Origin of the sequence: Marmoricola sp. Leaf446, from assembly GCF_001424755.1 — a bacterium.
Lineage (GTDB): Bacteria > Actinomycetota > Actinomycetes > Propionibacteriales > Nocardioidaceae > Marmoricola.
Genome location: NZ_LMRF01000001.1, coordinates 1,427,023 through 1,452,719, shown reverse-complemented (window position 1 = coordinate 1,452,719; position 25,697 = coordinate 1,427,023). Strand labels below are relative to the sequence as shown.

The 25,697-nt window shown below is 72.1% G+C and carries 23 protein-coding genes; 10 read left to right on the top strand and 13 right to left on the bottom strand.

The annotated features are described in order from the left end of the window. Positions 1–3: 3 nt before the first annotated feature. Positions 4–939: a heme A synthase gene (locus ASG49_RS06885; RefSeq protein WP_082533937.1), complete on the top strand. Its 936-nt coding sequence runs from the start codon at positions 4–6 to the stop codon at positions 937–939. 71 nt (positions 940–1,010) lie between these two features. Further along, on the top strand, positions 1,011–1,544 hold the full coding sequence (locus ASG49_RS06880) for a hypothetical protein (RefSeq protein ID WP_056538768.1): 534 nt from the start codon (positions 1,011–1,013) through the stop codon (positions 1,542–1,544). A gap of 23 nt (positions 1,545–1,567) precedes the next feature. Here ASG49_RS06880 and ASG49_RS06875 read toward each other — a convergent pair whose 3' ends face one another. Continuing rightward, a complete protein-coding gene (locus ASG49_RS06875; RefSeq protein WP_056538765.1) occupies positions 1,568–2,509 on the bottom strand; it encodes a heme o synthase in 942 nt (313 codons plus the stop codon). Positions 2,510–2,832: 323 nt separating this feature from the next. On the opposite strand from ASG49_RS06875, the gene tkt reads away from it, so the two are divergent. The 6 genes from tkt to pgl all read left to right on the top strand — a co-directional run bounded on the left by tkt (position 2,833) and on the right by pgl (position 10,946). Beyond that, positions 2,833–4,863 carry a transketolase gene (tkt, locus tag ASG49_RS06870; protein WP_235561973.1) on the top strand — a complete coding sequence of 677 codons (2,031 nt, stop codon included), beginning with the start codon at positions 2,833–2,835 and terminating at the stop codon, positions 4,861–4,863. Between the two features lie 120 nt (positions 4,864–4,983). Beyond that, on the top strand, positions 4,984–6,090 hold the full coding sequence (gene tal / locus ASG49_RS06865; protein WP_056538761.1) for a transaldolase: 1,107 nt from the start codon (positions 4,984–4,986) through the stop codon (positions 6,088–6,090). Beyond that, the gene (gene pgi, locus ASG49_RS06860; protein ID WP_056538757.1) at positions 6,087–7,766 is read left to right on the top strand and encodes a glucose-6-phosphate isomerase; all 1,680 of its coding nucleotides are present in this window, start codon (positions 6,087–6,089) and stop codon (positions 7,764–7,766) included. The genes tal and pgi overlap by 4 nt, the downstream gene beginning before the upstream one ends. Then, complete coding sequence (gene zwf, locus ASG49_RS06855) at positions 7,763–9,328, top strand: glucose-6-phosphate dehydrogenase (protein WP_056538755.1); 1,566 nt, start codon at positions 7,763–7,765, stop codon at positions 9,326–9,328. The genes pgi and zwf overlap by 4 nt, the downstream gene beginning before the upstream one ends. Further along, positions 9,325–10,227: a glucose-6-phosphate dehydrogenase assembly protein OpcA gene (locus ASG49_RS06850; protein WP_056538752.1), complete on the top strand. Its 903-nt coding sequence runs from the start codon at positions 9,325–9,327 to the stop codon at positions 10,225–10,227. The genes zwf and ASG49_RS06850 overlap by 4 nt, the downstream gene beginning before the upstream one ends. After that, positions 10,227–10,946 (top strand): 6-phosphogluconolactonase, encoded by a 720-nt coding sequence (pgl, locus tag ASG49_RS06845; protein ID WP_056538749.1) that lies wholly within the window; start codon positions 10,227–10,229, stop codon positions 10,944–10,946. The genes ASG49_RS06850 and pgl overlap by 1 nt, the downstream gene beginning before the upstream one ends. Positions 10,947–11,073: 127 nt before the next feature. On the opposite strand, the gene ASG49_RS06840 is transcribed toward pgl, so the two are convergent. The 10 genes from ASG49_RS06840 to uvrC form a co-directional block, all read right to left on the bottom strand. Beyond that, positions 11,074–12,045 carry a type IV toxin-antitoxin system AbiEi family antitoxin gene (locus ASG49_RS06840; RefSeq protein ID WP_056538747.1) on the bottom strand — a complete coding sequence of 324 codons (972 nt, stop codon included), beginning with the start codon at positions 12,043–12,045 and terminating at the stop codon, positions 11,074–11,076. 160 nt (positions 12,046–12,205) lie between these two features. Beyond that, positions 12,206–12,565, bottom strand: coding sequence for an RNA polymerase-binding protein RbpA (locus ASG49_RS06835; RefSeq protein ID WP_082533834.1), 360 nt, complete (start codon positions 12,563–12,565; stop codon positions 12,206–12,208). A gap of 25 nt (positions 12,566–12,590) precedes the next feature. Beyond that, positions 12,591–12,827 carry a preprotein translocase subunit SecG gene (gene secG, locus ASG49_RS06830; protein ID WP_056538742.1) on the bottom strand — a complete coding sequence of 79 codons (237 nt, stop codon included), beginning with the start codon at positions 12,825–12,827 and terminating at the stop codon, positions 12,591–12,593. Between the two features lie 31 nt (positions 12,828–12,858). Continuing rightward, a complete protein-coding gene (tpiA, locus tag ASG49_RS06825; RefSeq protein ID WP_056538739.1) occupies positions 12,859–13,674 on the bottom strand; it encodes a triose-phosphate isomerase in 816 nt (271 codons plus the stop codon). A 1-nt stretch (position 13,675) separates the two neighbouring features. Then, entirely contained in the window at positions 13,676–14,866 is a 1,191-nt protein-coding gene (gene pgk, locus ASG49_RS06820; protein ID WP_056538736.1) for a phosphoglycerate kinase, read from the bottom strand. Then, the gene (gene gap / locus ASG49_RS06815; protein ID WP_056539943.1) at positions 14,866–15,861 is read right to left on the bottom strand and encodes a type I glyceraldehyde-3-phosphate dehydrogenase; all 996 of its coding nucleotides are present in this window, start codon (positions 15,859–15,861) and stop codon (positions 14,866–14,868) included. Before gap ends, pgk begins: the two co-directional genes overlap by 1 nt. 124 nt (positions 15,862–15,985) lie before the next feature. Further along, a complete protein-coding gene (gene whiA, locus ASG49_RS06810; RefSeq protein ID WP_056538734.1) occupies positions 15,986–16,972 on the bottom strand; it encodes a DNA-binding protein WhiA in 987 nt (328 codons plus the stop codon). Between the two features lie 9 nt (positions 16,973–16,981). Continuing rightward, positions 16,982–17,971: a uridine diphosphate-N-acetylglucosamine-binding protein YvcK gene (yvcK, locus tag ASG49_RS06805; RefSeq protein WP_056538731.1), complete on the bottom strand. Its 990-nt coding sequence runs from the start codon at positions 17,969–17,971 to the stop codon at positions 16,982–16,984. Position 17,972: 1 nt separating this feature from the next. Further along, entirely contained in the window at positions 17,973–18,872 is a 900-nt protein-coding gene (rapZ, locus tag ASG49_RS06800; protein ID WP_056538728.1) for an RNase adapter RapZ, read from the bottom strand. Then, on the bottom strand, positions 18,872–20,845 hold the full coding sequence (uvrC, locus tag ASG49_RS06795; protein WP_056538726.1) for an excinuclease ABC subunit UvrC: 1,974 nt from the start codon (positions 20,843–20,845) through the stop codon (positions 18,872–18,874). Before uvrC ends, rapZ begins: the two co-directional genes overlap by 1 nt. Before the next feature lie 53 nt (positions 20,846–20,898). On the opposite strand from uvrC, the gene ASG49_RS06790 reads away from it, so the two are divergent. Beyond that, positions 20,899–21,318, top strand: a complete 420-nt coding sequence (locus ASG49_RS06790; RefSeq protein WP_200936212.1) for a universal stress protein — start codon at positions 20,899–20,901, stop codon at positions 21,316–21,318. Positions 21,319–21,336: 18 nt separating this feature from the next. Here ASG49_RS06790 and ASG49_RS06785 read toward each other — a convergent pair whose 3' ends face one another. Together ASG49_RS06785 and uvrA are read right to left on the bottom strand one after the other, a co-directional pair. Further along, positions 21,337–21,852 (bottom strand): Rieske (2Fe-2S) protein, encoded by a 516-nt coding sequence (locus ASG49_RS06785; protein ID WP_082533833.1) that lies wholly within the window; start codon positions 21,850–21,852, stop codon positions 21,337–21,339. 103 nt (positions 21,853–21,955) lie between these two features. Further along, positions 21,956–24,817 (bottom strand): excinuclease ABC subunit UvrA, encoded by a 2,862-nt coding sequence (gene uvrA / locus ASG49_RS06780; protein WP_056538723.1) that lies wholly within the window; start codon positions 24,815–24,817, stop codon positions 21,956–21,958. Positions 24,818–24,998: 181 nt separating this feature from the next. On the opposite strand from uvrA, the gene ASG49_RS06775 reads away from it, so the two are divergent. Then, positions 24,999–25,694 carry an MBL fold metallo-hydrolase gene (locus tag ASG49_RS06775; RefSeq protein WP_056538721.1) on the top strand — a complete coding sequence of 232 codons (696 nt, stop codon included), beginning with the start codon at positions 24,999–25,001 and terminating at the stop codon, positions 25,692–25,694. Positions 25,695–25,697: the final 3 nt, after the last annotated feature.

The following is a 25,697-nucleotide window of genomic DNA, read 5'->3' as shown; positions in this document are numbered from 1 at the left end:
ACGATGCAGGACACGCGCACACGCACCGACGACGGGCCCGGCGGCGGGGCGCGGGGCCTGCGGCGCCTGGGTCAGCGGGCCTGGCTGCGCCGCCTCGGCTGGGCCAGCCTGGTGGCCAACATCGGCATCGTCGTCACCGGCGGCGCCGTGAGGCTCACCGCCTCGGGCCTCGGCTGCCCCACCTGGCCGCGCTGCACCGAGGAGTCGTTCCGCGCGCACGGCGAGCTCGGCCTCCACGGCGCCATCGAGTTCGGCAACCGGCTGCTGACCTTCGTGCTCGCGGCGATCGCGATCGCCACCCTGGTCAGCGCCTGGCAGTCCCGGCGCCGCGTGCTGCGCCGCCTCGGGCTGGTCCTGGCGCTCGGCGTGCCCGGGCAGGCGGTGGTCGGCGGCATCACCGTGCTGACCGACCTCAACCCGTGGCTGGTCTCCCTCCACCTGCTGCTCTCGCTGGCGATGATCAGCGTCGCCGTCCTCTACCTGTGGCGCATCGACCGACCCCGGCCGGAGCAGCGGCCGGCGCCACGGGGTCTCGCCGCGCTCGGCTGGACGACGTACGCCGTGTCCTGGGTCGTGCTCTACGTCGGCACCGTCGTCACCGGGTCGGGCCCCCACGCCGGCGACCTCGACGTGCCGAGGAACGGTCTCGACCCGCTCCAGCTGTCCCAGCTGCACGCCGACGTCGTCTTCCTCCTGGTCGGTCTCACGGTCGGGCTGCTCCTCGCGCTCTCGGCCACCGGGGCCGGTCGCGGCCCCCGCCGCGCGGTGGGCGCGCTGCTGGGCGTCGAGCTGGCCCAGGGGGTGGTCGGGTTCGTGCAGTACTTCACCGACCTGCCCGAGATCCTGGTCGGCATCCACCTGCTCGGCGCGGCCGTGATCGCGGCCGTCGTCACCTGGGCGCTGCTGAGCGTCCTGGAGGGCGACGCGCAGCACGCGTGATGCGGCCACGCCGCGGCGTGCGCTGTGGTGTGATGTGGCCTGTCCGACCGGTCCGCAGGAGGTATCCGCCCATGGGCGTCCGCGCCACCGCGCTCACCCTCGCCGCGCTGTTCCTGGTGGCCGGGTGCGGCGCCGACGATCCGCCCGCCGCGGTCGAGTCGGTGCCCCCGCCCGCGCCGGCCGACCTGTGCGCCCTGGTGCCCGAGGGCGTGACCACGGGCCTGGAGAGCAGTGCCAGCAGCGACGACCGGGGCGACCCGCGCGCGGTCTGCTCGCTGCGCTCCACGTCCGGACCCGCGGTGCGTGCGGTCGTGACCTGGCTGCAGCTGGAGGAGGAGAACCCCGCCGACGTCGTGCTCCGCAGCCAGTGCGCCGCCATCGACCGCAGCCGCCTCGACGACCCGCAGGGCTTCGCGGTCGAGGGCGCCACGCAGACCTGCGCGGGCAGCCGCGAGGCCCGGGGCGAGGACGTCGCCAGCGTCGCGGTGCGCCGCGGGCGCGAGGTGCTCACCGCCCGGGTGGAGAGCCGCGGCGGACCGGCCGCGCTGGAGCGCTCGCGCCAGCTGCTCGAGGGCGTCCTCGCCGAGATCGACACCGGCCGCTAGGAGCGCCGCGAGCTCGCTGGACGCTAGCGGCGCAGCAGCGGGTCGAGCGCGACGGCCACGAAGAGCAGCGAGAGATACATGTTGGACCAGTGGAACAGCCGCATCGGCCGGACCTCGGTCAGGTCGTCGCTGCGGCGGGCCCGGCGCCAGAGCAGGTGGGCCTCGACGAGGAAGACCGTGCCGAGCGCGAGCGCCACGACCGGGTAGAGCAGCCCGGTGCCGGCCACCGGCCACAGCGCCAGCGAGACGGCCACGGTCACCCAGGAGTAGGCCACGACCTGGCGGGCCACGCCCTCGGCGTCCTTGCGGACCGGGAGCATCGGCACGTCGACGCGCGCGTAGTCCTCGCGGTAGCGCATGGCCAGCGCCCAGGTGTGCGGCGGCGTCCAGAAGAAGACGACCAGGAACAGCACGACCGGGGTCCACGCCAGCTCACCGGTGACGGCGGTCCACCCGATCAGCGTCGGGAAGCACCCGGCGATGCCGCCCCACACCACGTTCTGCGTCGTACGCCGCTTGAGCAGCATCGTGTAGCCGAACAGGTAGAACGCGTTGGCCGCCAGCGCGAGGCCGGCCGAGAGCCAGTTGACCAGGAACCCGAGCACCAGCGTCGAGACCACCATCAGCACCAGCCCGAAGACCAGGGCCGAGGTCGGGGTGACGATGTGGCGCGGCAGCGCACGACGGCGGGTCCGCCGCATCTGCTCGTCGATGTCGCGGTCGTAGACGCAGTTCAGCGAGTTGGCCGCGCCGGCCGAGAGCGTGCCGCCGACGACGGTCGCCAGCACCAGGCCCAGCGGCGGGACGCCGCGCTGGGCGAAGAACATCACCGGGACCGTGGTGAGGAGCAGCAGCTCGATGACGCGCGGCTTGGTGAGGCCGACGTAGGCGCCGACCACGTCACGCAGCGTCGCCCGTCCCGAGGTGTGTCCGTCGACGGACACCTCGGAGTGGAGGGCGGTCACGGGGCCTCGCCTTCGGTGGGCGTGCGGGACGGGGAGCGGACGACGAGCAGGTGGGGCACCGGGGGTGGAGCGGTGACCGTTATCACCGGTGGAGCCCCTGGGGGCGACGGTGGGTCGCACCTGTTCGGGTACCGGGTCGTCACGAGTCTATCGGTGCCACCCCGCCTGCCACGAACCCGGCGGACGTGACCTGCACCGTAGCGCCGCACTAGGCTCGAACCGCATCCACGCGACGAGAGGAAACGCACACCGTGCCGACGAGCAAGAGCCTTGACTGGACCGAGCTGGACGACAAGGCGGTCGACACCGTCCGGGTCCTCGCGATGGACGCCGTGCAGAAGGTCGGCAACGGGCACCCCGGGACGGCGATGAGCCTCGCCCCCGCGGCGTACCTGCTGTTCCAGAAGGTGATGCGGCACGACCCCGCCGACCCCGACTGGACCTCGCGCGACCGCTTCGTGCTCTCGGCCGGCCACTCCAGCCTGACCCTCTACATCCAGCTGTTCCTCGGCGGGTGGGGCCTGGAGCTGGAGGACCTCAAGGCGCTCCGCACGTGGGACAGCAAGACCCCGGGACACCCGGAGTACGGCCACACGGCCGGGGTCGAGACCACCACCGGGCCGCTGGGCCAGGGCGTCGGCAACGCCGTCGGCATGGCCATGGCCGCCCGCCGCCAGCGCGGCATGTTCGACCCCGAGGCCGCCCCCGGCACCTCGCCGTTCGACCACCACATCTACGCGATCTGCTCCGACGGCGACCTCGAGGAGGGCGTCAGCGCCGAGGCCTCCTCCATCGCCGGCACCCAGAAGCTCGGCAACCTGACGCTGATCTACGACGACAACGCGATCTCGATCGAGGACGACACCAACATCGCGTTCACCGAGAACGTCGCGCAGCGCTACGAGGCCTACGGCTGGCACGTGCAGACCGTCGACTGGACCAACGGCGGCAAGGAGTACAAGGAGGACGTCCACGCCCTCCACCGCGCCCTCGAGGCGGCCGACAAGGTCACCGACCGGCCCAGCTTCATCGTGCTCAAGACCGTGATCGCCTGGCCCGCGCCGAAGCTCCAGGGCACCGGCAAGGCCCACGGCTCGGCCCTGGGTGAGGACGAGGTGCGCGCCACCAAGGAGATCCTCGGCTTCGACCCCGACCAGACCTTCGAGGTGCCCGCCGACGTCATCGCCCACACCCGCGCGCTGCGCGACCGCGGCGTCACCCACGGCAACGAGTTCGACGCGAAGTACGAGACGTGGGCGTCGAAGAACCCCGACCGCGCCGCGCTGCTGCACCGGATGAAGAGCCGCACCCTGCCCGACGGGTGGGACGCGAAGCTCCCGACCTTCGAGGCCGACGAGAAGGGCGTGGCCACCCGCAAGGCCTCCGGCGCGGTCATCCAGGCCATCGCCGCCGCGCTGCCGGAGTTCTGGGGCGGCTCGGCCGACCTCGCGGAGTCCAACAACACCACCATCGAGGCGGCCGCCTCGTTCATCCCCGAGGAGCGCGCCACCAAGATGTGGAAGGCCGACCCCTACGCCGGTCGCGTGCTCCACTTCGGCATCCGCGAGCACGGGATGGGCGCGATCATGAACGGCATCGCCGCGCACGGCGACACCCGCGTCTTCGGCGGCACCTTCCTCACCTTCTCCGACTACATGCGCGGCGCCGTCCGGCTCGCGGCACTGATGCGGCTGCCCGTCACCTACGTGTGGACCCACGACTCGATCGGCCTCGGCGAGGACGGCCCGACCCACCAGCCGGTGGAGCACCTCGCCGCGCTGCGCGCGATCCCGGGCCTCGACGTCGTGCGTCCGGCCGACGCCAACGAGACCGCCGCCTGCTGGAAGGCGATCATCGAGCACCACGACCGCCCCGCCGGCATCATCCTGACCCGGCAGAACGTGCCGACCTACCCGCGAGGCGAGGAGGGCTACGCCGGGCTCGACGACGTCAGCAAGGGCGGCTATGTGCTGCTCGACGCTGAGGACGGCACCCCCGACGTCGTGCTCGTCGGCACCGGCTCGGAGGTCCAGCTCGCCGTCGAGGCGCGGAAGATCCTGGCCGAGCAGGGTGTTCAGGCCCGTGTGGTGTCGATGCCGTGCCGGGAGTGGTTCGACCAGCAGGAGCCGGCGTACCGCGAGACCGTGATCCCGCCGACGCTCAAGGCCCGGGTCGCCGTCGAGGCCGGCATCGCGATGGGGTGGCGCGAGATCGTGGGCGACCACGGCCGCATCGTCTCGCTCGAGCACTACGGCGCCTCGGCCGACTACCAGCGCCTCTACCGCGAGTTCGGCATCACCGCCGAGGCGGTCGCCGCCGCGGCCGAGGACAGCATCCGGGTCGCCACCGGCTGAGCCACCGGCCCGGGCGGCGCCGTCGCCCGGGCCCTGCACGTCAGGCACGACCACGCACGACACGCACGACCACGCACACCGGGTCTCGGTCCCGAGGCCCCGACTGGGGAGGAACCCACCATGACCGACCGTCTCAAGGACCTGAGCGACGCCGGAGTCTCCATCTGGCTCGACGACCTCTCGCGCGAGCTCATCGAGGACGGCGAGCTGAAGCGCCTCATCGACGAGGACCACGTCGTCGGCGTCACCACCAACCCCTCGATCTTCGCCTCCGCGCTCGCCAAGGGCGAGAAGTACACCCCGCAGGTGCGCGAGCTCGCCGCCGAGGGCGCCGACGTCGACAAGACCGTGTTCGCGCTGACCACGACCGACGTGCGCAACGCCTGCGACGTGCTCAAGCCGGTCTTCGACGCCACCAACGGCGTCGACGGCCGGGTCTCCATCGAGGTCTCGCCGCTGCTGGCCCACGACCAGGACGCCACCTTCGCCTCGGCGAAGGAGCTGTGGGCCGAGGTCGACCGCGAGAACCTGCTGATCAAGATCCCTGCCACCACCGAGGGCGCGCCCGCCATCTCCGACACCCTGGGCGAGGGCATCAGCGTCAACGTCACCCTGATCTTCGGTCTCGAGCGCTACCGCTCGGTGATGGAGGCCTACGTCACCGGTCTCGAGAAGGCCAAGGCAGGTGGCCACGACCTGTCGAAGATCCACTCGGTGGCGTCCTTCTTCGTCTCCCGTGTCGACACCGAGATCGACAACCGGATCGAGAAGTCCGGCGCCGACACCTCGCTCAAGGGCAAGGCGGGCGTCGCCAACGCGCGGCTGGCCTACCAGGCCTACGAGGAGTTCTTCTCCGGCGAGCGCTGGGAGGCCCTCGAGGCCGAGGGCGCCCGCAAGCAGCGCCCGCTGTGGGCCTCGACCGGGGTCAAGAACCCGGAGTACTCCGACACGATGTACGTCGTCGACCTGGTCGTCGAGAACACCGTGAACACGATGCCGGGCAAGACGCTCGAGGCCACGCGCGACCACGCCGAGGTCACCGGCGACCGGGTCCGGCCGTTCTACGACGACGCCCGCCAGGTGATGGACGCCCTCGCCGGGGCCGGCGTCGACTACGACGACGTCATCGCCACCATCGAGCGCGAGGGCGTGGAGAAGTTCGAGTCGGCCTGGAACGACCTGCTCAAGACGGTCCAGGGGCAGCTCGACGGGGCGACCCAGGCGTGAGCGCCACGCCCGGGCACGACGCACCGGTCGCTCCCGTCGACCCGACGTCCACCCGGGCGTGGGGTCGGCTCCAAGAGCTGGCCGACCGTCTCGAGCCCGACCTCCGGACGTGGTTCGACACCGATCCCGGTCGGGTCGAGCGCTACACCCACACGGCGGGCGACCTGCGGGTCGACCTGTCCAAGGCCCTGGTGCACGACGACGTGCTCGAGGCGCTGCTCGCGCTGGCCGAGGAGGTCGGCGTCACCCGGCGTCGCGACGCGATGCTCGCCGGCGAGCACGTCAACGCGACCGAGGACCGCGCGGTGCTGCACACCGCGCTGCGACTGCCCGCCGACGCCCGGCTCGCGGTGGACGGCCAGGACGTCGTCCGCGACGTCCACGAGGTGCTCGAGCGGGTCTACGCGTTCGCCACCTCGGTGCGCGACGGGTCGTGGACCGGGGTCACCGGCCAGCGCATCCGCACGGTCGTCAACATCGGCATCGGCGGGTCCGACCTCGGCCCCGTGATGGCCTACGAGGCCCTCGCGGCGTACCGCCAGGAGGGTCTGGAGTGCCGGTTCATCAGCAACATCGACCCCACCGACGCGGCCACGACGCTGGCCGGCCTCGACCCGGCCACGACGCTGTTCATCGTCTCCAGCAAGACCTTCGGCACCCTGGAGACCCTGACCAACGCCCGGCTCTGCAAGGCCTGGCTCCTCGACGGCCTGGCCGACGCCGACGCCGAGGAGGCCGTGGCCAAGCACTTCGTGGCCGTCTCCACCGCGCTCGACAAGGTCGCCGACTTCGGCATCGACCCCGACAACGCCTTCGGCTTCTGGGACTGGGTCGGGGGCCGCTACTCGCTGGACTCCGCGATCGGGACCTCGCTGGTGGTCGCCATCGGTCCCGAGCGGTTCGCCGAGCTGCTGGCCGGGTTCCACGCGATGGACGAGCACTTCCGCACCACCGAGCCGGCCGCCAACGTGCCGCTGCTGATGGGGCTGCTCAACGTCTGGTACGGCAACTTCCTGGGCGCGGAGAGCCACGCGGTGCTGCCCTACTCCCAGCTGCTGCACCGCTTCCCGGCGTACCTCCAACAGCTGACGATGGAGTCCAACGGCAAGGGGGTGCGGTGGGACGGCTCGCCGGTCACCACCGAGACCGGTGAGATCTTCTGGGGCGAGCCCGGCACCAACGGCCAGCACGCCTTCTACCAGCTGATCCACCAGGGCACCCGCATCGTCCCGGCCGACTTCATCGCGTTCGCCGACCCGGCGTACGACCTCAAGGACGGGGACACCGACGTCCACGAGCTGTTCCTGGCCAACTTCTTCGCGCAGACCCGCGCGCTGGCGTTCGGCAAGACGGCCGAGGAGGTCCGCGCCGAGGGCACCGAGGAGTCCGTCGTACCCGCCCGCGTGTTCACCGGCAACCGGCCGACCGCCTCGATCATGGCGCCGGCGCTGACCCCGTCGGTCCTGGGGCAGCTGGTCGCGCTCTACGAGCACGTCACCTTCACCCAGGGCGTGGTCTGGGGCATCGACTCCTTCGACCAGTGGGGCGTCGAGCTGGGCAAGAAGCTGGCCCAGGAGGTCGGCCCCGCCATCGCCGGCGACGAGGAGGCCCTGGCGGCCCAGGACGCGTCGACCCGTGCCCTGATCGCCTACTACCGCGAGCACCGCAGCCGGTGAGCCCCGCAGCGTCGACGGACGAGGGCTGGACCAACCCGCTGCGCGATCCGGCCGACCGCCGGCTGCCCCGGATCGCCGGCCCCTGCGGCCTGGTGCTGTTCGGCGTGACCGGCGACCTCGCCCGCAAGAAGGTGATGCCGGCGGTCTACGACCTCGCCAACCGCGGCCTGCTGCCCCCGGGCTTCAGCCTGGTCGGGTACGCCCGCCGCGAGTGGGCCGACCAGGACTTCGCGCAGATCGTGCACGACTCGGTCCGCCAGCACGCCCGCACCGAGTTCCGCGAGGAGGTGTGGAAGCAGCTCGCCGAGGGCTTCCGCTTCGTCCAGGGCGACTTCGGCGACGACGTGCAGTTCGACGCGCTGCGCCGCACGATCGAGGAGCTCGACGTCTCCCGCGGCACCGGCGGCAACCACGCGTTCTACCTCTCGATCCCGCCGAAGTTCTTCGGCGACGTCATCGGCCAGCTGCAGGAGCACGGCCTGACCGAGGGACCCGAGGGTTCGTGGCGCCGCGTGGTGGTGGAGAAGCCCTTCGGCCACGACCTGGCCTCGGCCCGGGAGCTCAACGCCGTCATCAACGACGTCTTCCCGCCCGAGTCGGTCTTCCGGATCGACCACTACCTCGGCAAGGAGACGGTGCAGAACATCCTCGCGATGCGCTTCGCCAACAACCTCTTCGAGCCGATCTGGAACTCCCACTACGTCGACCACGTGCAGATCACCATGGCCGAGGACATCGGCATCGGCGGCCGCGCCGGCTACTACGACGGCATCGGCGCCGCCCGGGACGTGATCCAGAACCACCTGCTCCAGCTGCTGGCGCTGGTGGCGATGGAGGAGCCGCTGTCCTTCGACGCCGTCAACCTGCGGGCCGAGAAGGAGAAGGTGCTCTCCTCGGTGGTGCTGCCCTCGCGGCTCGACCTGCACACCGCCCGGGGCCAGTACGCCGCGGGCTGGGCCGGCGGCGAGAAGGTCATCGGCTACCTCGACGAGGACGACATCGAGGCCAGCTCGACGACCGAGACGTTCGCCGCGATCCGCGTCGACGTCGAGACCCGTCGCTGGGCCGGGGTGCCGTTCTACCTGCGCCACGGCAAGCGCCTGGGCCGCCGCGTCACCGAGATCGCCGTGGTGCTCAAGCGGGCACCCCACCTACCGTTCACCGAGACCGCGACCGAGGACCTCACCCAGAACGCGATCGTGTTCCGCATCCAGCCCGACGAGGGCGCCACCATCCGGTTCGGCTCCAAGGTGCCCGGCGGCGCCATGGAGATCCGCGACGTCAACATGGACTTCGCCTACGGCGGCTCGTTCACCGAGTCCAGCCCCGAGGCCTACGAGCGGCTCATCCTCGACGTCCTGCTCGGCGACCCGCCGCTGTTCCCGCAGAACGCCGAGGTGGAGCTGAGCTGGAAGATCCTCGACCCCGTGATCGAGCACTGGGCCCGTCGCGACGCCGCCCCAACGGCCGACGGCATCGACCAGTACGCCCCCGGTCGGTGGGGCCCCGAGTGCGCCGACGCGATGCTCGCCCGCGACGGACGCACCTGGAGGCGACCGTGAGAGAGCTGACCGGGACCAGCGCCGCCGGCATCGCCGCCGCGCTCGTCGAGGCCCGGACCAGCGCCGGGTCGCCGGCGATGGGCATGGTCATGACGCTCGTCGTGGTGGTCGACGAGGACCACGCCACCCAGGCGATGGAGTGCGCGCGCGAGGCGTCCCACGAGCACCCCGCCCGGGTACTGGGCGTCATCCTCGGCGACGGCCGCGGCCACGGCCGGGTCGACGCCCAGGTCGGCACCGGCGCCGGCTGGAGCGGCGAGACCGCGCTGATCCGGCTCCACGGCGAGGTCGTCAAGCACCCCGAGTCGGTGGTGCTGCCGCTGCTGCTGCCCGACTCTCCCGTGGCCGTCTGGTGGCCCGTCGACGCGCCCCACGACCCGGCTGCCGACCCGCTCGGCGGGCTGGCCCAGCGGCGGATCACCGACGCGGCCGGTGCCACCACGGCGCGCACCAAGGCCATCGGACGCCAGGCCGCGGCGTACGCCAAGGGCAACACCGACCTGGCCTGGACCCGCCTGACGCCGTGGCGGGCGCTGCTCGCCGCCGCGCTCGACCAGCACCCGGCGAAGGTCACCGCCGCCTCCGTCAGCGCCGAGAAGGTCAGCCCCAGCGCCGACCTGCTGGTCGCGTGGCTCTCGCTGTGCTTGCGCGTCGAGGTGTCCCGTCACACCTCGGCGGGCCCCGGGCTGACCGAGGTCACCATGACCACCGCCGAGGGCGACGTCAGCATCGCCCGTCCCGACGGCCTGCTGGCCAGCTTCCGCTCCCCCGGCCAGCCCGACCGCCCCGTCGCGCTGAAGCGTCGTACGGTCCCGGAGCTGCTGGCCGAGGAGCTGCGCCGGCTCGACGAGGACGACACCTACGCCGCCGTCGCGCGGCACCTGACGAAGGAGTCCTGATGACCGACCTCAAGCGCTACCCCGACGCCGCCGGACTGGTCTCGGCCGTCGCCGAGGCGTTCGTCGCCCGGCTGGCCGAGGTGCAGGCCGAGGGCCGCGTGCCCTCGGTCGCGCTCACCGGCGGCACCATCGCCGACGAGATCTACCGCGCCGTCGCAGCGCTCGACTCCTCGGCCGTCGACTGGACCCAGGTCGACTTCTGGTGGGGCGACGAGCGCTACGTCGCCGCCGACTCCTCCGACCGCAACGACCGGGGCGTGGGGCGCGACCTGCTCGACGTCGTCGGCGTCGACGCCCTGCGCGTGCACGCCATGCCGGCCGCCGACGAGTCGCACGCCGACGTCCACGCGGCGGCCGCCGCCTACGGCGAGGCGGTCCGGTCGACCGGCGGCGGGGCCTTCGACCTCGTGCTGCTCGGGCTCGGCCCCGACGGACACGTCGCCTCCCTGTTCCCCGGACACCCCCAGCTCGACCGCGACGACGAGGTCGCACTGGGCGTCACCGACTCCCCCAAGCCGCCGCCGGAGCGGATCACCCTCACCTTCCCCGCCCTCAACCGCACCCGCGCGGTGTGGTTCCTGGTCAGCGGCGAGGGCAAGGCCGACGCCGTGGCCCGCGCCCTGGCCGACGAGGGCTCCGTCCACGAGACCCCCGCCCGCGGCATCACCGCGACCGATCGGACCTGGTGGCTCGACGAGCCAGCAGCCAGCAAGCTCTAGCGACCGGGCACTTCTCGCACGCCCCAGCCCGCCGACCGGGCACTCGGTGCGCGCCGGAGCCCGCCGAGCCGGCGTTCTGTGTACGCCGCAGACGGCCCACCGGGCGTTCGACGGACACCGACCTGGGTCAACGCAGGCGTGGGGTCCACCGGCTGATCGAGCGGCGGGCCGCGGCGTGGGCCTCCTGCAGGCGCGGGACCGGGTCGGCGCCGCTGCCGTACACGTCCTGCTTGGTGAACACCTCGACGCGCCAGTGTCGCGCTGCCGCCCAGTCCCTCCTCGTCTGGTCGTGCGCACGGTCGTCCTCGCTCGTGTGGTGCTCCTCCCCGTCGTACTCTGCGCCGAAGCGGCTCGGCGGGTCGGCGAGGTCGAGGCGGCAGCGGTCCACACCCCGGTCGTCCTGCAGCCAGTGCTGCGGCACCGGGGTGGCCAGGCCTGCGTCGTACCACCACAGGCGCAGCGCCGACTCGCCCGGTGACTCGGAGAGTCCGTCCGCCAGCGGCACCAGCGCGCGCAGCTGCCGGACCCCGCGGAAGCCTCGGAACCTGGCACACTCGGCGACCAGCTCCTCACGACGTACGCCGACGCGCAGGAAGCCGTCGAGCGCAGCGAGCGCGTCGAAGCGCCACAGCAGCCGGCCCAGGTCGAGAGCCGTGCGGGCGGGCGAGGTCACTCGGACGCCGTGCACGGTATCGACGTCGCGGGCCGCCAGTCCGCGCCGATGCCCGTCGGTCTCCGGGCGCCTGACCCGGGTGTCGAGGTCACTGACGACCTGCAAGGGCGGTGGAGCGTGCACCGCCGAGCGGGGCAGGATGTCGACGCCGTGCAGCCAGGCTGCGGTGCGGTCCGCCACGACCGCATGGTCGGGCACGACGAGCGCGAGCGCCGCAGCACGCACCGCGACGTCGTCCGGCGCCTGCGACGCGACGTACGCCCCACGGACGACCGGACGCACGAGCCCGTCGCGCACCAGGGCGTCGAAGTGGCGGCGGGACACGCCCCACCCCGCGGCCTGGCCCCGGGTGAAGGGCCACGACAGCGGGAGCGGGCAGCGCGGCCCGAGGAGACTGCCGGTGTCGTCGAGCCAGTCGGAGCGCACCGGGGCAGCCTGCCCGAGCCGGTCGCGTACCGCTGGCGTCGTCCACAGGCGGTCAGGGAACCGCGTCCCGCGCCGTACGCGGAGTGCCCGCTCGGTCCCCCCAGGCGGACGCGGAACGCCCACTCGGCGCGCTCCGGCGTACGCCGAGTGCCCGGTCGCGCTAGAAGATCAGGTCGCCGGACTTGCGGCGCTGGCGCAGCGTGGACAGGGCCTCGTTGAGGATGTCCTTGGCCTCGGCGTCGGAGCGGCGCTCCTTCACGTAGGCGAGGTGCGTCTTGTAGGGCTCGATCTTGGGCGCCGGCGGCGGGTTGTCGGAGTCCATGCTGGCCGGGAGCCCGCAGCGGGGGCAGTCCCAGGACTCGGGGACCACGGCCTCGATCGCGAACGCGATCAGGGTCCGGTGCTCGTGGGAGCAGAAGTAGGTGATGTTCTGCCGGGGGGCGGCCTCGCCGCGCTCGGCCTCACCCATGGGTCCGGCGCCGATACGGCTGCCCCGGATCGCGCTTCCTCCGCCTGCCACGCTGGTCTCCTTCGTCGAGGTTGGGTCAGTTGCTGGTCTTGAGCAGCAGCCCGAGCCCGACCACGCACGCGAACCACACCAGCAGCAGGCCGACGGTGATCCGGTCGAGGTTTCGCTCGGCCACCGAGGAGCCACCCAGGCCACTCGACATGCCGCCGCCGAACATGTCCGACATCCCGCCGCCGCGCCCCTTGTGGAGGAGCACCAGCAGGATCAGGAGCAGGCTCGTGATGACGAGCAAGACCTCGAAGACGATAACCACGAGCGCGACCCTAACCGATGAGGCGCGCGGTTCAGAGAACCGGCATGTCGTAGAAGCGGCAGATGCCGCCGAACTCGTCGGCCTGGAGGCTCGCTCCGCCGACCAGCGCGCCGTCGACGTCGGGCTGCTGCATGATGCCCGCGACGTTGGCCGCCTTGACCGAACCCCCGTAGAGCACGCGTACGCCGGACGCAGCCGCCTCGCCGTGCACCTCGCCGATCCGCGCGCGGATCGCCCCGCACACCTCCTGGGCGTCGTCAGGGGTGGCGACCTCGCCGGTGCCGATGGCCCACACCGGCTCGTAGGCCACCACCAGGCCGGCGACGTCCTCGGCCGAGAACCCGGCCAGGGACCCGTCGACCTGGGCCAGCGTGTGCTCGACCTGCCGACCCTCCTGGCGCACGTCGAGCCCCTCGCCCACGCAGACGATCGGCGTCATGCCCGCGGCGTGGGCCTTGCGGGCCTTGGCGTTGACCAGCGCGTCGTCCTCCGCGTGGTGCTCGCGGCGCTCGGAGTGGCCGACCACGACGTAGGCGCAGCCGAGCTTGGCCAGCATCGAGGCGGAGATCTCGCCGGTGTAGGCGCCGTCGTCGTGCACCGACACGTCCTGGGCGCCGTAGCGCAGCTGCAGCCGGTCGCCGTCGACCATCGTCTGCACGCTGCGCAGGTCGGTGAAGGGCGGCACCACGACGACCTCGACACGGGCGTAGTCGTGCTTCTTGTCCGAGAGCGTCCAGGCGAGCTTCTGCACCAGGACGACGGCCTCCTGGTGGTTGAGGTTCATCTTCCAGTTGCCCGCCATCAGGGGCGTGCGGCCCCCGGTGGCCGGGGTCTTCGTGGGTGCCATGTCAGTCCTCCAGGACGGTGATGCCGGGGAGCTCCTTGCCCTCGAGGTACTCCAGGCTGGCCCCTCCCCCGGTCGAGATGTGCCCGAACGCGTCGTCGGCGAAGCCGAGCCGGCGCACGGCCGCGGCCGAGTCGCCACCGCCGACGACGGAGAGCCCGTCGACCTCGGTCAGCGCCTGGGCGACGGCGCGGGTGCCGCCGGCGAAGGCGTCGAACTCGAAGACGCCCATCGGGCCGTTCCAGAACACCGTCGTGGCGCCCGCGATGCGCTCGGCGAACGCGGTCGCGGAGTCGGGCCCGATGTCGAGGCCGATCTGGTCGGCGGGGATCGCGTCGACCACGACCGTGGTGGGCGGGGCGTCGGCCTTGAACTCCGGCGCCACCACGACGTCGGTGGGCAGCACGATCTCCACGCCCGACTCCCGCGAGCGCCGCAGGTAGTCGCGGCAGGTCTCGACCTGGTCCTGCTCCAGCAGGCTCTTGCCCACCTCGTGCCCCTCGGCGGCCAGGAAGGTGAACACCATCCCGCCCCCGATCAGCAGGGTGTCGGCCTTGCCGAGCAGGTTGTCGATGACGGCCAGCTTGTCGCTGACCTTCGAGCCGCCGAGCACGACGACGTAGGGCCGCTGCACGTCCCGGGTCAGTCGCTGCAGCACCTCGATCTCGGTCGAGACCAGGCCGCCCATGGCGTGGGGCAGCCGCTGGGCCACGTCGTAGACGCTCGCCTGCTTGCGGTGCACCACGCCGAAGCCGTCGCTGACGAACGCGTCGGCCAGGCCCGCGAGCTGGTCGGCGAAGGCGCCGCGTTCGGCGTCGTCCTTGCTGGTCTCGCCCGCGTTGAAGCGGACGTTCTCCAGCACGGCGACGTCGCCGTCGGCCAGGCCGTCGACCACGGCGCGGGCGGACTCGCCCACGGTGTCCTCGGCGAAGGCCACCTCGCGCTCGAGCAGCTCGCCGAGGCGGGCGGCCACCGGCCGCAGGGAGTACGCCGCGTCGGGCTCGCCCTTCGGACGGCCCAGGTGGGCCGTCACGACGACCCGGGCCCCGGCCTCGCTCAGCTCGCGGATCGTCGGCACGCTGGCCCGGATGCGGCCGTCGTCGGTGATCCGGTCGCCGTCGAGCGGGACGTTGAGGTCCGAGCGGACCAGGACGCGCTTGCCGGCGACGTCGCCCAGCGCGGCGTACTGCCCCATCAGAGGCTGGCGCCGACGTGCACGATCAGGTCGGCGAGGCGGTTGGAGTAGCCCCACTCGTTGTCGTACCAGCCGACGACCTTGACCTGGTTGCCGATGACCTTGGTCAGCGGCGCGTCGAAGATGCACGACGCGGGGTCGGTGACGATGTCGGAGGAGACGATCGGGTCCTCGGAGTAGCGCAGGAAGCGGCCGTCGGCGGCGGCCTTGACCGCGGCGTTGACCTCCTCCACGGAGGTCTCCCGGCCGGCCTCGAAGGTCAGGTCGGTGGCCGAGCCGGTCGGCACCGGGACGCGCAGCGCGTAGCCGTCGAGCTTGCCCTTGAGCTCGGGCATGACCAGGCCGATCGCCTTGGCCGCCCCGGTCGAGGTCGGCACCACGTTGAGCGCGGCGGCGCGTGCGCGGCGCAGGTCCTTGTGGATGTTGTCCTGGAGGTTCTGGTCGGCCGTGTAGGCGTGGACCGTGGTCATCAGGCCCTTGACGATGCCGAACTCGTCGTTGAGCGCCTTGGCCATGGGCGCGAGGCAGTTGGTGGTGCACGAGGCGTTGGAGATGACCGTGTGCTGCGCGGGGTCGTAGTCCTCGTGGTTGACGCCCATCACCACGGTGATGTCCTCGTTGGAGGCGGGCGCGGAGATGATGACCTTCTTGGCGCCGCCGTCGATGTGGGCGCGTGCCTTGGTGGCGTCGGTGAAGAAGCCGGTCGACTCCACGACCACGTCGACCCCGAGGTCGCCCCACTTCAGGTTGGCCGGGTCGCGCTCGGCGAACGCCGCGATCTCCTGGTCGCCGACCTTGATGGCGCTCTCGGACGAGGTCACGTCGGCGTCGAGCCGACCGAGGATCGAGTCGAACTTCAGCAGGTGCGCGAGGGACTTGTTGTCGGTCAGGTCGTTGACGCCGACGATCTCGATGTCGGCGCCCGAGGCGCGCACGGCGCGGAAGAAGTTGCGGCCGATGCGGCCGAAGCCGTTGATGCCTACACGAACAGTCACGAGGTGCACTCCTGGAGGGCTGGGTGATGTACGCCGCCGACCCTATCGGGGCGCGCCGACCACCGGGAACACGTGCCCGGAGTACCTACCGGTAACCCGGTCGCTCCCCCGCCACGCGACCGCTTCAGGCCTCCTCGGCCAGCATCTCCGGGGTCAGCGAGGACTCCGTGTCGGGGATGCCCAGCTCCTCGGCGCGCTTGTCGGCCATCGCCAGCAGCCGCCGGATCCGGCCGGCGATCGCGTCCTTGGTCAGCACCGGCTCGCTGAGCTGGCCGAGCTCCTCGAGCGAGGCCTGCTTGTGCTCCAGCCGCAGCCGACCGGCCTGCGAGAGGTGGTCGGGGATGTCCTCGCCCAGGATCTCCAGGGCACGCTCCACGCGCGCACCCGCGGCGACGGCCGCGCGGGCCGAGCGGCGGAGGTTGGCGTCGTCGAAGTTGGCGAGACGGTTGGCCGTGGCCCGCACCTCGCGGCGCATCCGACGCTCCTCCCAGGCCAGCAGCGACTCGTGGGCGCCGAGGCGGGTGAGCAGCTGGCCGATGGCGTCGCCGTCGCGGATCACGACGCGGTCCACGCCGCGGACCTCGCGGGCCTTGGCCGAGATGCCGAGGCGCCGGGCGGAGCCGACGAGCGCGAGCGCGGCCTCGGGGCCGGGGCAGGTGACCTCGAGCGAGCTGGAGCGGCCCGGCTCGGTGAGGGAGCCGTGGGCCAGGAACGCCCCGCGCCAAGCGGCGACCGCGTCGCATCCCGCACCGTTGACGACGACGGGCGGCAGCCCGCGGACGGGGCGGTTGCGCTGGTCGATCAGCCCGGCCTGTCGGGCCAGCGACTCTCCCTCGCGGGAGACCCGGACGATGTAGCGCGAGCCGCGACGGATGCCCGCCCCCTTGAGCAGGACCACCTCGGGCTGGTGGCCGAACACCTCGGCGATGTCGCGGCGCACCCGGCGGGCCGCGGCACCGGTGTCCAGCTCGACCTCGACCACGATGCCGCCGTTGACGAGGTGGAGGGCGTCGGCGAAGCGGAGCATCGAGGAGACCTCGGCCTTGCGGCAGCAGGTCTTGGTCACCGTCGTGCTGGCCAGCTCTGCCTTCACCTGCGCCGTCATCGCCATGCGTTCACCCTAGTTCGCGTCGAAGACCGCTGCATACGCGGCGGCCAGTTTGCGGGCGTCGTGGACACCCGGCGTGTCGGAGGCTACGTCGTGGGCCGCGACACGCGCGCCGAGGGCCGCTGCGGCCTGCTCCAGACGGTCGCGGTCACGGACCGCGCCGCGGTCGACCAGGACGGTGTGGACCCGCAGGTCGGGGGCGTGCCGGGCGAGCACGTCGAGGTGGTCGGCCAGGTCGTAGCCCCGGGTCTCGTCGGACTGCGGCTCGAGGTTGGTCGCCACCACGACCCGAGCCCGGGTGGTGCACAACGCCGCGCACAGCTCGGGCACCAGCAGGTGCGGGACGACGCTGGAGAACCACGACCCGGGCCCCAGCACCACCCAGTCGGCCTCGGTGATCGCGGCCAGCGCCTCCGGGCAGGCGGCGGCGTCGTCGGGCACCAGGCTGACGGAGAGGACCTCGCCGGGGGCGGTCGCGACCGCGACCTGGCCGCGCACCGTCACCACCTCACCCGGCTCACCCGGCCCACCCGGCCCCTGCCCGGTCCGGACCTCGGCGGTGATGTCGAGCGGCGCCAGCGCCATCGGGAGCACCCGGCCACGGGCGCCGAGCAGGCCCGCGACCCAGTCGAGCCCGTCGACGTGGTCGTGCAGCAGCTCCCACAGCGTGACGATCAGCAGGTTGCCCATGGAGTGACCGGCCATGTCGCCCTCGGAGTCGAAGCGGTGCTGCAGCACCCTCGCCCAGGTCCGGCCCCAGCGGTCGTCGCCGCACAGCGCCGCCAGCGCCATCCTGAGGTCACCCGGCGGCAGCACCCCGAACTCCTCGCGCAGCCGGCCCGAGGAGCCGCCGTTGTCGGCCACCGTGACGACCGCGGTCAGGTCGGTGGTCAGCTGCCGGAGCGCGGTGAGGGAGGCCGCGAGGCCGTGCCCGCCGCCGAGGGCCACCACGGCCGGCTCGGCCGCCCAGCCGACGGGCCCCGGGCCGGGGTCGGTCGTCACGTCACTCCCGTCCGAGGTCGCGGTGCACGGCCTCGGCCTCGAGGCCCTGCTCCCGCAGCCGGGCGGCGATCTCCTCCGACATCGCCACGCTGCGGTGCTTGCCGCCGGTGCAGCCGATCGCGATCGTCATGAACCGCTTGCCCTCGCGCAGGTAGCCGCGTCCCACGGTCTCGACGACCGGCAGGTAGCGCTCCAGGAACTCCTGCGCGTCGTCCCGGTCCTTGACGTAGGCCGCGACGGGGGCGTCGCGACCGGTCAGCGGCCGCAGCTCGGGCACCCAGAACGGGTTGGGGATGAAGCGCATGTCGGCCAGCAGGTCGGCGTCGACCGGCACGCCGTACTTGAAGCCGAAGCTGACCACGGTGACGCGCAGCCGCACCGTGTCGGGGGTGCCGAGGTCGCGTGCCACCCGGGCCTTGAGCTGGTGGACGTTGAGCGGCGTGGTGTCGATGACCAGGTCGGCCTCGCTGCGCAGGTCGGCCATCACCGCCCGCTCGGCGACGATGCCCTCGAGCAGACGGCCGCCCGCCTGCAGCGGGTGCGGCCGCCGGGCCGCCTCCTGCCTGCGGACCAGGATGTCGTCGTCGGCATCGAGGTAGAGCAGCGTGGTCCGCCGGGTGGGGAAGTCCTCGGCCAGCTGCTCGCGCAGGGCGTCGAAGAACACCCCGGCGCGGACGTCGACCACGGCAGCGACGGGCTGCGAGACGCCCTGGCGCGAGTCGACGAGCCGCACCACGTCGCCCACGAGCTCGGGCGGCAGGTTGTCGACCACGAAGTAGCCGAGGTCCTCGAGCTCCTTGGCGGCCGTGCTGCGGCCCGCTCCGGTCATGCCGGTGACGACGACCAGCTCGCCCTGCTGCTCGGGGCGGCTCGGATCCGCGGGCTGCGTCGGCTGGGTCATCAGCCCTCCTCGATCTCGCCGGTGGCGGTGTTGACCCCGACCGTGCGGGGCGCGGTGGTGACGGCCTCGCTGATCGCGGTCGCGGTGCGGGTGCCGATGCCGGGCACCTGGGCGATCTCCTCGACCGAGGCGGTGCGGAGCTTCTTCAGCGACCCGAAGTGCTTGATCAGGGTCTTGCGACGGACCTCGCCGAGGCCGGGCACGTCGTCGAGCAGGCTCTCGACCATGGTCTTGGACCGGCGCGACCGGTGGTGGGAGATCGCGAACCGGTGGGCCTCGTCCCGGATGCGTTGGAGGAGGTAGAGGCCCTCGCTGGAGCGCGGCAGGATCACGGGGTCCTGCTCGCCCGGCACCCACACCTCCTCGAGGCGCTTGGCCAGCCCGCAGAGCGGGACGTCGTCGATGCCGAGCTCGTCGAGCGCCCGCTGCGCCGCGGCGACCTGCGGCGGGCCGCCGTCGACGACCACCAGCCCGGGCGTGTAGGCGAACTTGCGCGGTCGGCCGGTGTCGGGGTCGACGAGCATCGGGCCGGCCTCGGGGTCGACCTCGCCCCCGGCGAGGTCGCCGTGCTCGATCCGCTCGTCGAGCAGGCGTCGGAACCGACGCGTGATCACCTCGTGCATCGAGGCGACGTCGTTCTGGCCGTCCACGCCGCGGATCACGAAGCGGCGGTACTCGCCCTTGCGGGCCAGACCGTCCTCGAAGACCACCATCGAGGCCACCACCTCGGTGCCCTGGAGGTTGGAGATGTCGTAGCACTCGATACGCAGCGGGGCGTCGGGCAGGTCGAGCGCCTGCTGGATCTCCTCCAGCGCCTTGCTGCGCACGGTCAGGTCGCTCGCGCGCTTGGTCTTGTGCAGCATCAGGGACTGTTTGGCGTTCTGCGCGACGGTCTCCTGCAGAGTCCGCTTGTCGCCGCGCTGCGGCACCCGGATCCGCACCTTGCTGCCGCGGGTCTCCCCCAGCAGCTGCTCGAAGGTCTCGGCGTCCTCCGGCAGGGCCGGCACCAGCACCTCGCGCGGGATCGCGTCGCCCTCCTCGCCGGCGTAGAGCTGGAGCAGGAACTCGCCCACCAGGCCGGCGGTGTCGAGGTCCTCGACCCGGTCGGCGACCCAGCCGCGCTGCCCGCGGATCCGTCCGGCGCGGACGTGGAAGATCTGCACCGCCACCTCGAGGGGGTCCTCGGCGAGCGCGATGACGTCGGCGTCGGTGCCGTCGCCGAAGACCACCGCCTGCTTCTCCAGCGCCTTGGTCAGGGCACCCAGGTCGTCGCGCAGCCGGGCGGCGCGCTCGTAGTCCTGCTCGGCCGAGGCGGCGTACATCTGGGTCTGGACGCGCTTGACGAAGGCGTCGGTGCGCCCGCCCATGAAGTCGGCGAGGTCCTCGGCGATGCCGCGGTGCTCCTCGGCGTCGACCCGGCCCACGCACGGCGCCGAGCACTTCTCGATGTAGCCGAGCAGGCAGGGACGGCCGATCTGCTCCGAGCGCTTGAACACGCCGTTGCTGCACGAGCGCATTGGGAACACGCGCAGCAGCAGGTCGACGGTCTCGCGGATCGCCCAGGCGTGGCTGTAGGGGCCGAAGTACTTCACGCCCTTGCGCTTGGCGCCACGCCCCACCATCACCCGGGGGAACTCCTCGTCCATGGTGATCGCGAGCCACGGGTAGGACTTGTCGTCGCGGTACTTCACGTTGAAGCGCGGGTCGAACTCCTTGATCCAGGAGTACTCCAGCTGCAGCGCCTCGACCTCGGTCGCGACCACCGTCCACTCCACCGACGCGGCCGTGGTCACCATCGTGGCCGTGCGCGGGTGGAGGGCGGTGATGTCCTGGAAGTACGACGAGAGCCGGGCCCGCAGGCTCTTGGCCTTGCCGACGTAGACGACCCGGCCGTCCTTGTCGCGGAAGCGGTAGACGCCCGGCTGGGTGGGGATCGACCCCGCGCGGGGTCGGTAGGTCGACGGGTGGGCCACGCGACAACCCTACGAGCCACCACCGACGACCCGATCCGGCCTAGGGTGGGTCCGTGGCCGAGCTGACAGACCCGAGCGTCCAGACCGTCGTCGTGGGCTACCTGCCCTCCCCGGAGGGCCTCGCGGCCCTGGCCCGGGCGGAGGCGTGGGCGACGTCCGCCGGTGCCCGCCTGGTGGTGGTGAACACCGGCCACTTCGGCAACTACAACCACCCGCACTTCGCCCCGGCCCAGGAGCTCGACGCGATCGCGTCCCGGCTCGCCGAGCTCGGGGTGGCCCACGAGGTGGAGCAGCCCACCGACGGCGGCTCCGCGGCCGAGGCGATCATCGCCGCCGCGGTGCGCCACCAGGCCGACGTGGTCGTCATCGGTCTGCGCCGCCGCACGTCGGTCGGCAAGATGATCACCGGCAGCACCGCGCAGGAGGTCCTCTTCGAGGCTCCCTGCCCCGTGCTCGCCGTCAAGGCCGACTGAGCACGCAGCCGAGGCACGTCAGCTGACGCTGATGTCCTCGCCCTCGACGCTGACCTGCAGCTCGGAGAGCGGCTCGTCGGCCGGTCCGGTGACGACCGAGCCGTCGGTGATCGAGAATCGGCTGCCGTGGCAGGAGCAGTCGATCTCGTCGTCCTCGACCGAGGTGACCACGCACTGCGCGTGGGTGCACACGGCCGTGAACGCCTTGAACTCGCCCTCGGTCGGCTGGGTCACCACGACCTTCTCGCCCGCGAAGATGAGGCCGCCGCCGACAGGCACCTTGCCGGTGGTCGTGATCGGACCCGAGCTGGTGGTGGAGCCACCTCCGCCCGAGGCGCTGTCCGAGGCCTCGTCGGAGCCCGACGAGCCGGAGTCGGCACCCGACCCACAGGCGGCGACGAGCGGGACCCCGACGCCGATGCCGAGGACACCCCCGACCAGGGCGCGCCGTGACGCGGACCGGGGGCACCCCGGGGGCAGCGCGGTGGCGGCCTCGTCGGAGCCGAGGGCGTCGGTCGGGGTCTGCGGCGTCATCAGGTCCTCCAGGGGTGGGGGCGTGTCCCGTCCGCACAAGATACGGACGGGACCAAGGTGACCCACGGCGCTGTGGATCGGCCCTGCGGCGGCTGGGACCCGCTCAGCGGGCCAGCAGGGGCTTGAGGTACTCGCCGGTGAAGCTGTCGGGGTGCTCCGCGACCTGCTCGGGCGTGCCCGTCACGACGACCTGCCCGCCGCGGTTGCCGCCGGCCGGACCCATGTCGATGATCCAGTCCGAGGTCTTGATGACGTCGAGGTTGTGCTCGATGACCAGCACGGTGTTGCCCTTGTCGACCAGGCTCGAGAGCACCCCCAGCAGCTTGCGGATGTCCTCGAAGTGCAGGCCCGTGGTGGGCTCGTCGAGCACGTAGACGGTGCTGCCCGTCGACCGCTTCTGCAGCTCGCTGGCCAGCTTGACGCGCTGCGCCTCGCCGCCCGAGAGGGTGGTCGCGGGCTGCCCGAGGCGGACGTAGCCGAGCCCCACCTCCACCAAGGTCGTCAGGTGCCGCGCGATCGCCGGGATGGCGGCGAAGAAGTCGACCGCCTCCTCGATCGGCATGTCGAGCACGTCGGCCACGGTCTTGCCCTTGTAGTGCACCTCGAGCGTCTCGCGGTTGTAGCGCGCGCCGTGGCACACCTCGCAGGGCACGTAGACGTCGGGCAGGAAGTTCATCTCGATCTTGAGCGTCCCGTCGCCCGAGCACGCCTCGCAGCGACCGCCCTTGACGTTGAAGGAGAACCGGCCCTGCTGGTAGCCGCGCATCTTGGCCTCCGGGGTGGAGGCGAAGAGCTTGCGGACGTGGTCCCAGACCCCGGTGTAGGTCGCCGGGTTGGACCGCGGCGTGCGGCCGATCGGCGACTGGTCGACGTGGATGACCTTGTCGACCTGCTCGACGCCGGTGATCTTGCGGTGGCGTCCGGGCACGGTGCGGGCGTTGTAGATCTGCTTGGCCAGCGAGGTGTAGAGGATGTCGTTGACCAGGGTCGACTTGCCCGACCCGCTGACGCCGGTGACGGACACGAAGCAGCCCAACGGGAAGCTGACGTCGACGTTCTTGAGGTTGTTCTCCCGCGCGCCGTGCACGGTGAGCTGCTTGCCCTTGGTCGGGGGGCGCCGGACGGCCGGCACCGGGATCGACTTGCGACCGGAGAGGTAGAGCCCGGTCTCGGAGTCGCGGTGCTCCAGCAGCTCCTTCACCGTGCCGGAGTGGACGACCTGGCCGCCGTGCTCGCCGGCGCCCGGCCCGATGTCGACGACCCAGTCGGCGACGTTGATGGTGTCCTCGTCGTGCTCGACGACGATCAGGGTGTTGCCGAGGTCCTTGAGCCGGATCAGCGTCTCGATGAGCCGCTTGTTGTCGCGCTGGTGCAGGCCGATGCTCGGCTCGTCGAGGACGTAGAGCACGCCCACGAGCCCGGCGCCGATCTGGGTCGCGAGCCGGATCCGCTGCGCCTCGCCGCCCGACAGCGTGGCCGAGGGCCGGTCGAGCGAGAGGTAGTCGAGCCCGACGTCGAGCAGGAAGCGGAGCCGCTCCTGGATCTCCTTGAGCACCTGCTCGGCGATCTGCCGCTCGCGGGCGCTCAGCTCGAGGTCGCCGAGCCAGGCGGCCGCCTCGTTGAGCGGCAGGGCGCACACCTCGGCGATGCTCTTGCCGCCCTCGCCGATGGCACCGCCGAGGGTCACCGAGACCACGACCGGCTTGAGGCGGGTGCCCCGGCACGCCGGGCAGGGCACCTCGCGCATGTAGCCCTCGAAGCGGTCCCGGCTGGTGTCGGACTCGGCCTCGCGGTGGCGGCGCTCGATGTAGGGACGCACGCCCTCGAAGGCGGTGTAGTAGGACCGCTGGCGGCCGTAGCGGTTGGTGTGGCGCACGTGGACCTTGGTCGCGTGTCCCTCGAGGATGGCCTTGCGACCCTTGGCGGGGAGCTTCTCCCACGGGGTGTTGAGGTCGAAGCCGAGCTCGTCGCCCAGGGCGCCCATCAACCGGGTGAAGTAGTCGGCGACGTGGGCACCGGACCAGGGCTGGATCACACCCTCGCCGAGCGTAGCGCCGGGGTCGCTCACCACCAGCTCGGGGTCGACCTCCATGCGCGTGCCCAGGCCGTGGCACTCGGGGCAGGCGCCGAAGGGCGAGTTGAAGGAGAACGAGCGGGGCTCGAGCTCGTCGGTCTCGATGGTGTGCTCGTTGGGGCACGACATCTTCTCCGAGAAGCGGAGCTCCTTGCGCGGGTCGTCGTCGGCCAGGTCGACGAGGTCGAAGAGGACGAGCCCGGACGCCAGGTTGAGCGCGGTCTCGACCGAGTCGGTCAGCCGCCGCTTGCTGGACTCCTTGACCGCCAGCCGGTCGATCACGACCTCGATCGTGTGCTTGCGCTGCTTCTCCAGCACGGGAGGCTCGGCGAGCTGGATCGTCTCGCCGTTGACCCGGGCGCGGCTGAAGCCCTGGGACTGCAGGCTGCGGAACAGCTCGAGGTACTCCCCCTTGCGGCCGCGGATGACCGGCGCCAGCACCTGGAAGCGGGTGCCCTCGTCGAGCTGCATCATCCGGTCGACGATCTGCTGCGGCGTCTGCCGCTCGATCGGCGCGTGGCAGGTCGGGCAGTGCGGCCGGCCGGCGCGGGCGTAGAGCAGCCGGAGGTAGTCGTAGACCTCGGTGATGGTGCCGACGGTCGAGCGGGGGTTCTTCGACGTGGACTTCTGGTCGATCGAGACCGCGGGGCTCAGGCCCTCGATGAAGTCGACGTCGGGCTTGTCCATCTGGCCCAGGAACTGCCGGGCGTACGCCGAGAGCGACTCGACGTAGCGCCGCTGGCCCTCGGCGAAGATGGTGTCGAAGGCCAGGCTCGACTTGCCGGACCCGGACAGACCGGTGAACACGATGAGCGAGTCGCGGGGAAGGTCGAGGGAGACGTCCTTGAGGTTGTGCTCCCGAGCACCCCGGACCACCAGCTTGTCAGCCACGAACTAGACCCCTGCTCACACTCGGAAACGGCTCTGCGACGGTGCGTGCCGGTGAGCTGGACGCCTTCGAACACGTGTTCGCGATCTTATCGGACATCTTCAACACGGCCACCCGAGCACCGTACGTCGCACCACCGACAGCCCCCACCGAGGTCCGCGGCCGCCCCCTAGGCTGGGCGTCATGGCGAGCAGCATCGGCGACAGCGGTCCCTACTCCGGCGACGTCTCCCCCGGCGGTCCGCCGGACACCCGGGAGCTGGCCGGCCTGGTGGTCACCAAGCTGGCCGTCGACGAGAAGATGTCCAACAACTGCTACCTGCTGCGCTGCCGCGCCACCGACGAGCAGCTCCTCGTCGACGCCGCGGCGGAGCCCGAGCGGCTGCTCGAGCTGATCGGCACCACCGGGGTCACCCGGGTGGTCACCACCCACCAGCACTGGGACCACCACCGGGCCCTGGCTGACGTCGTGGCCGCGACCGGGGCGGTGACGGTGGCGGGCGAGCCCGACGCCGACGCCGTCACCGAGCAGACGGGCGTCACCGTCGACGACCGCGTCCGCCACGGCGACACCATCGAGGTGGGCGAGGCCCGCCTCGAGGTCATCCACCTCGTGGGGCACACCCCCGGCTCGATCGCGCTGCTCTACGACGACCCGCAGGGCACCCCCCACCTGTGGACCGGCGACAGCCTGTTCCCGGGTGGTGTGGGCAACACCTTCGGCGACGCCGACGCGTTCCGCACCCTCCTCGACGAGGTCACGACCAAGGTCTTCGACCGGCTCCCCGACGAGACGTGGTTCTACCCCGGCCACGGCAGCGACGGCACGCTCGGCGACGAGCGGCCCCACCTCGCGGAGTGGCGCGAGCGCGGCTGGTGACCC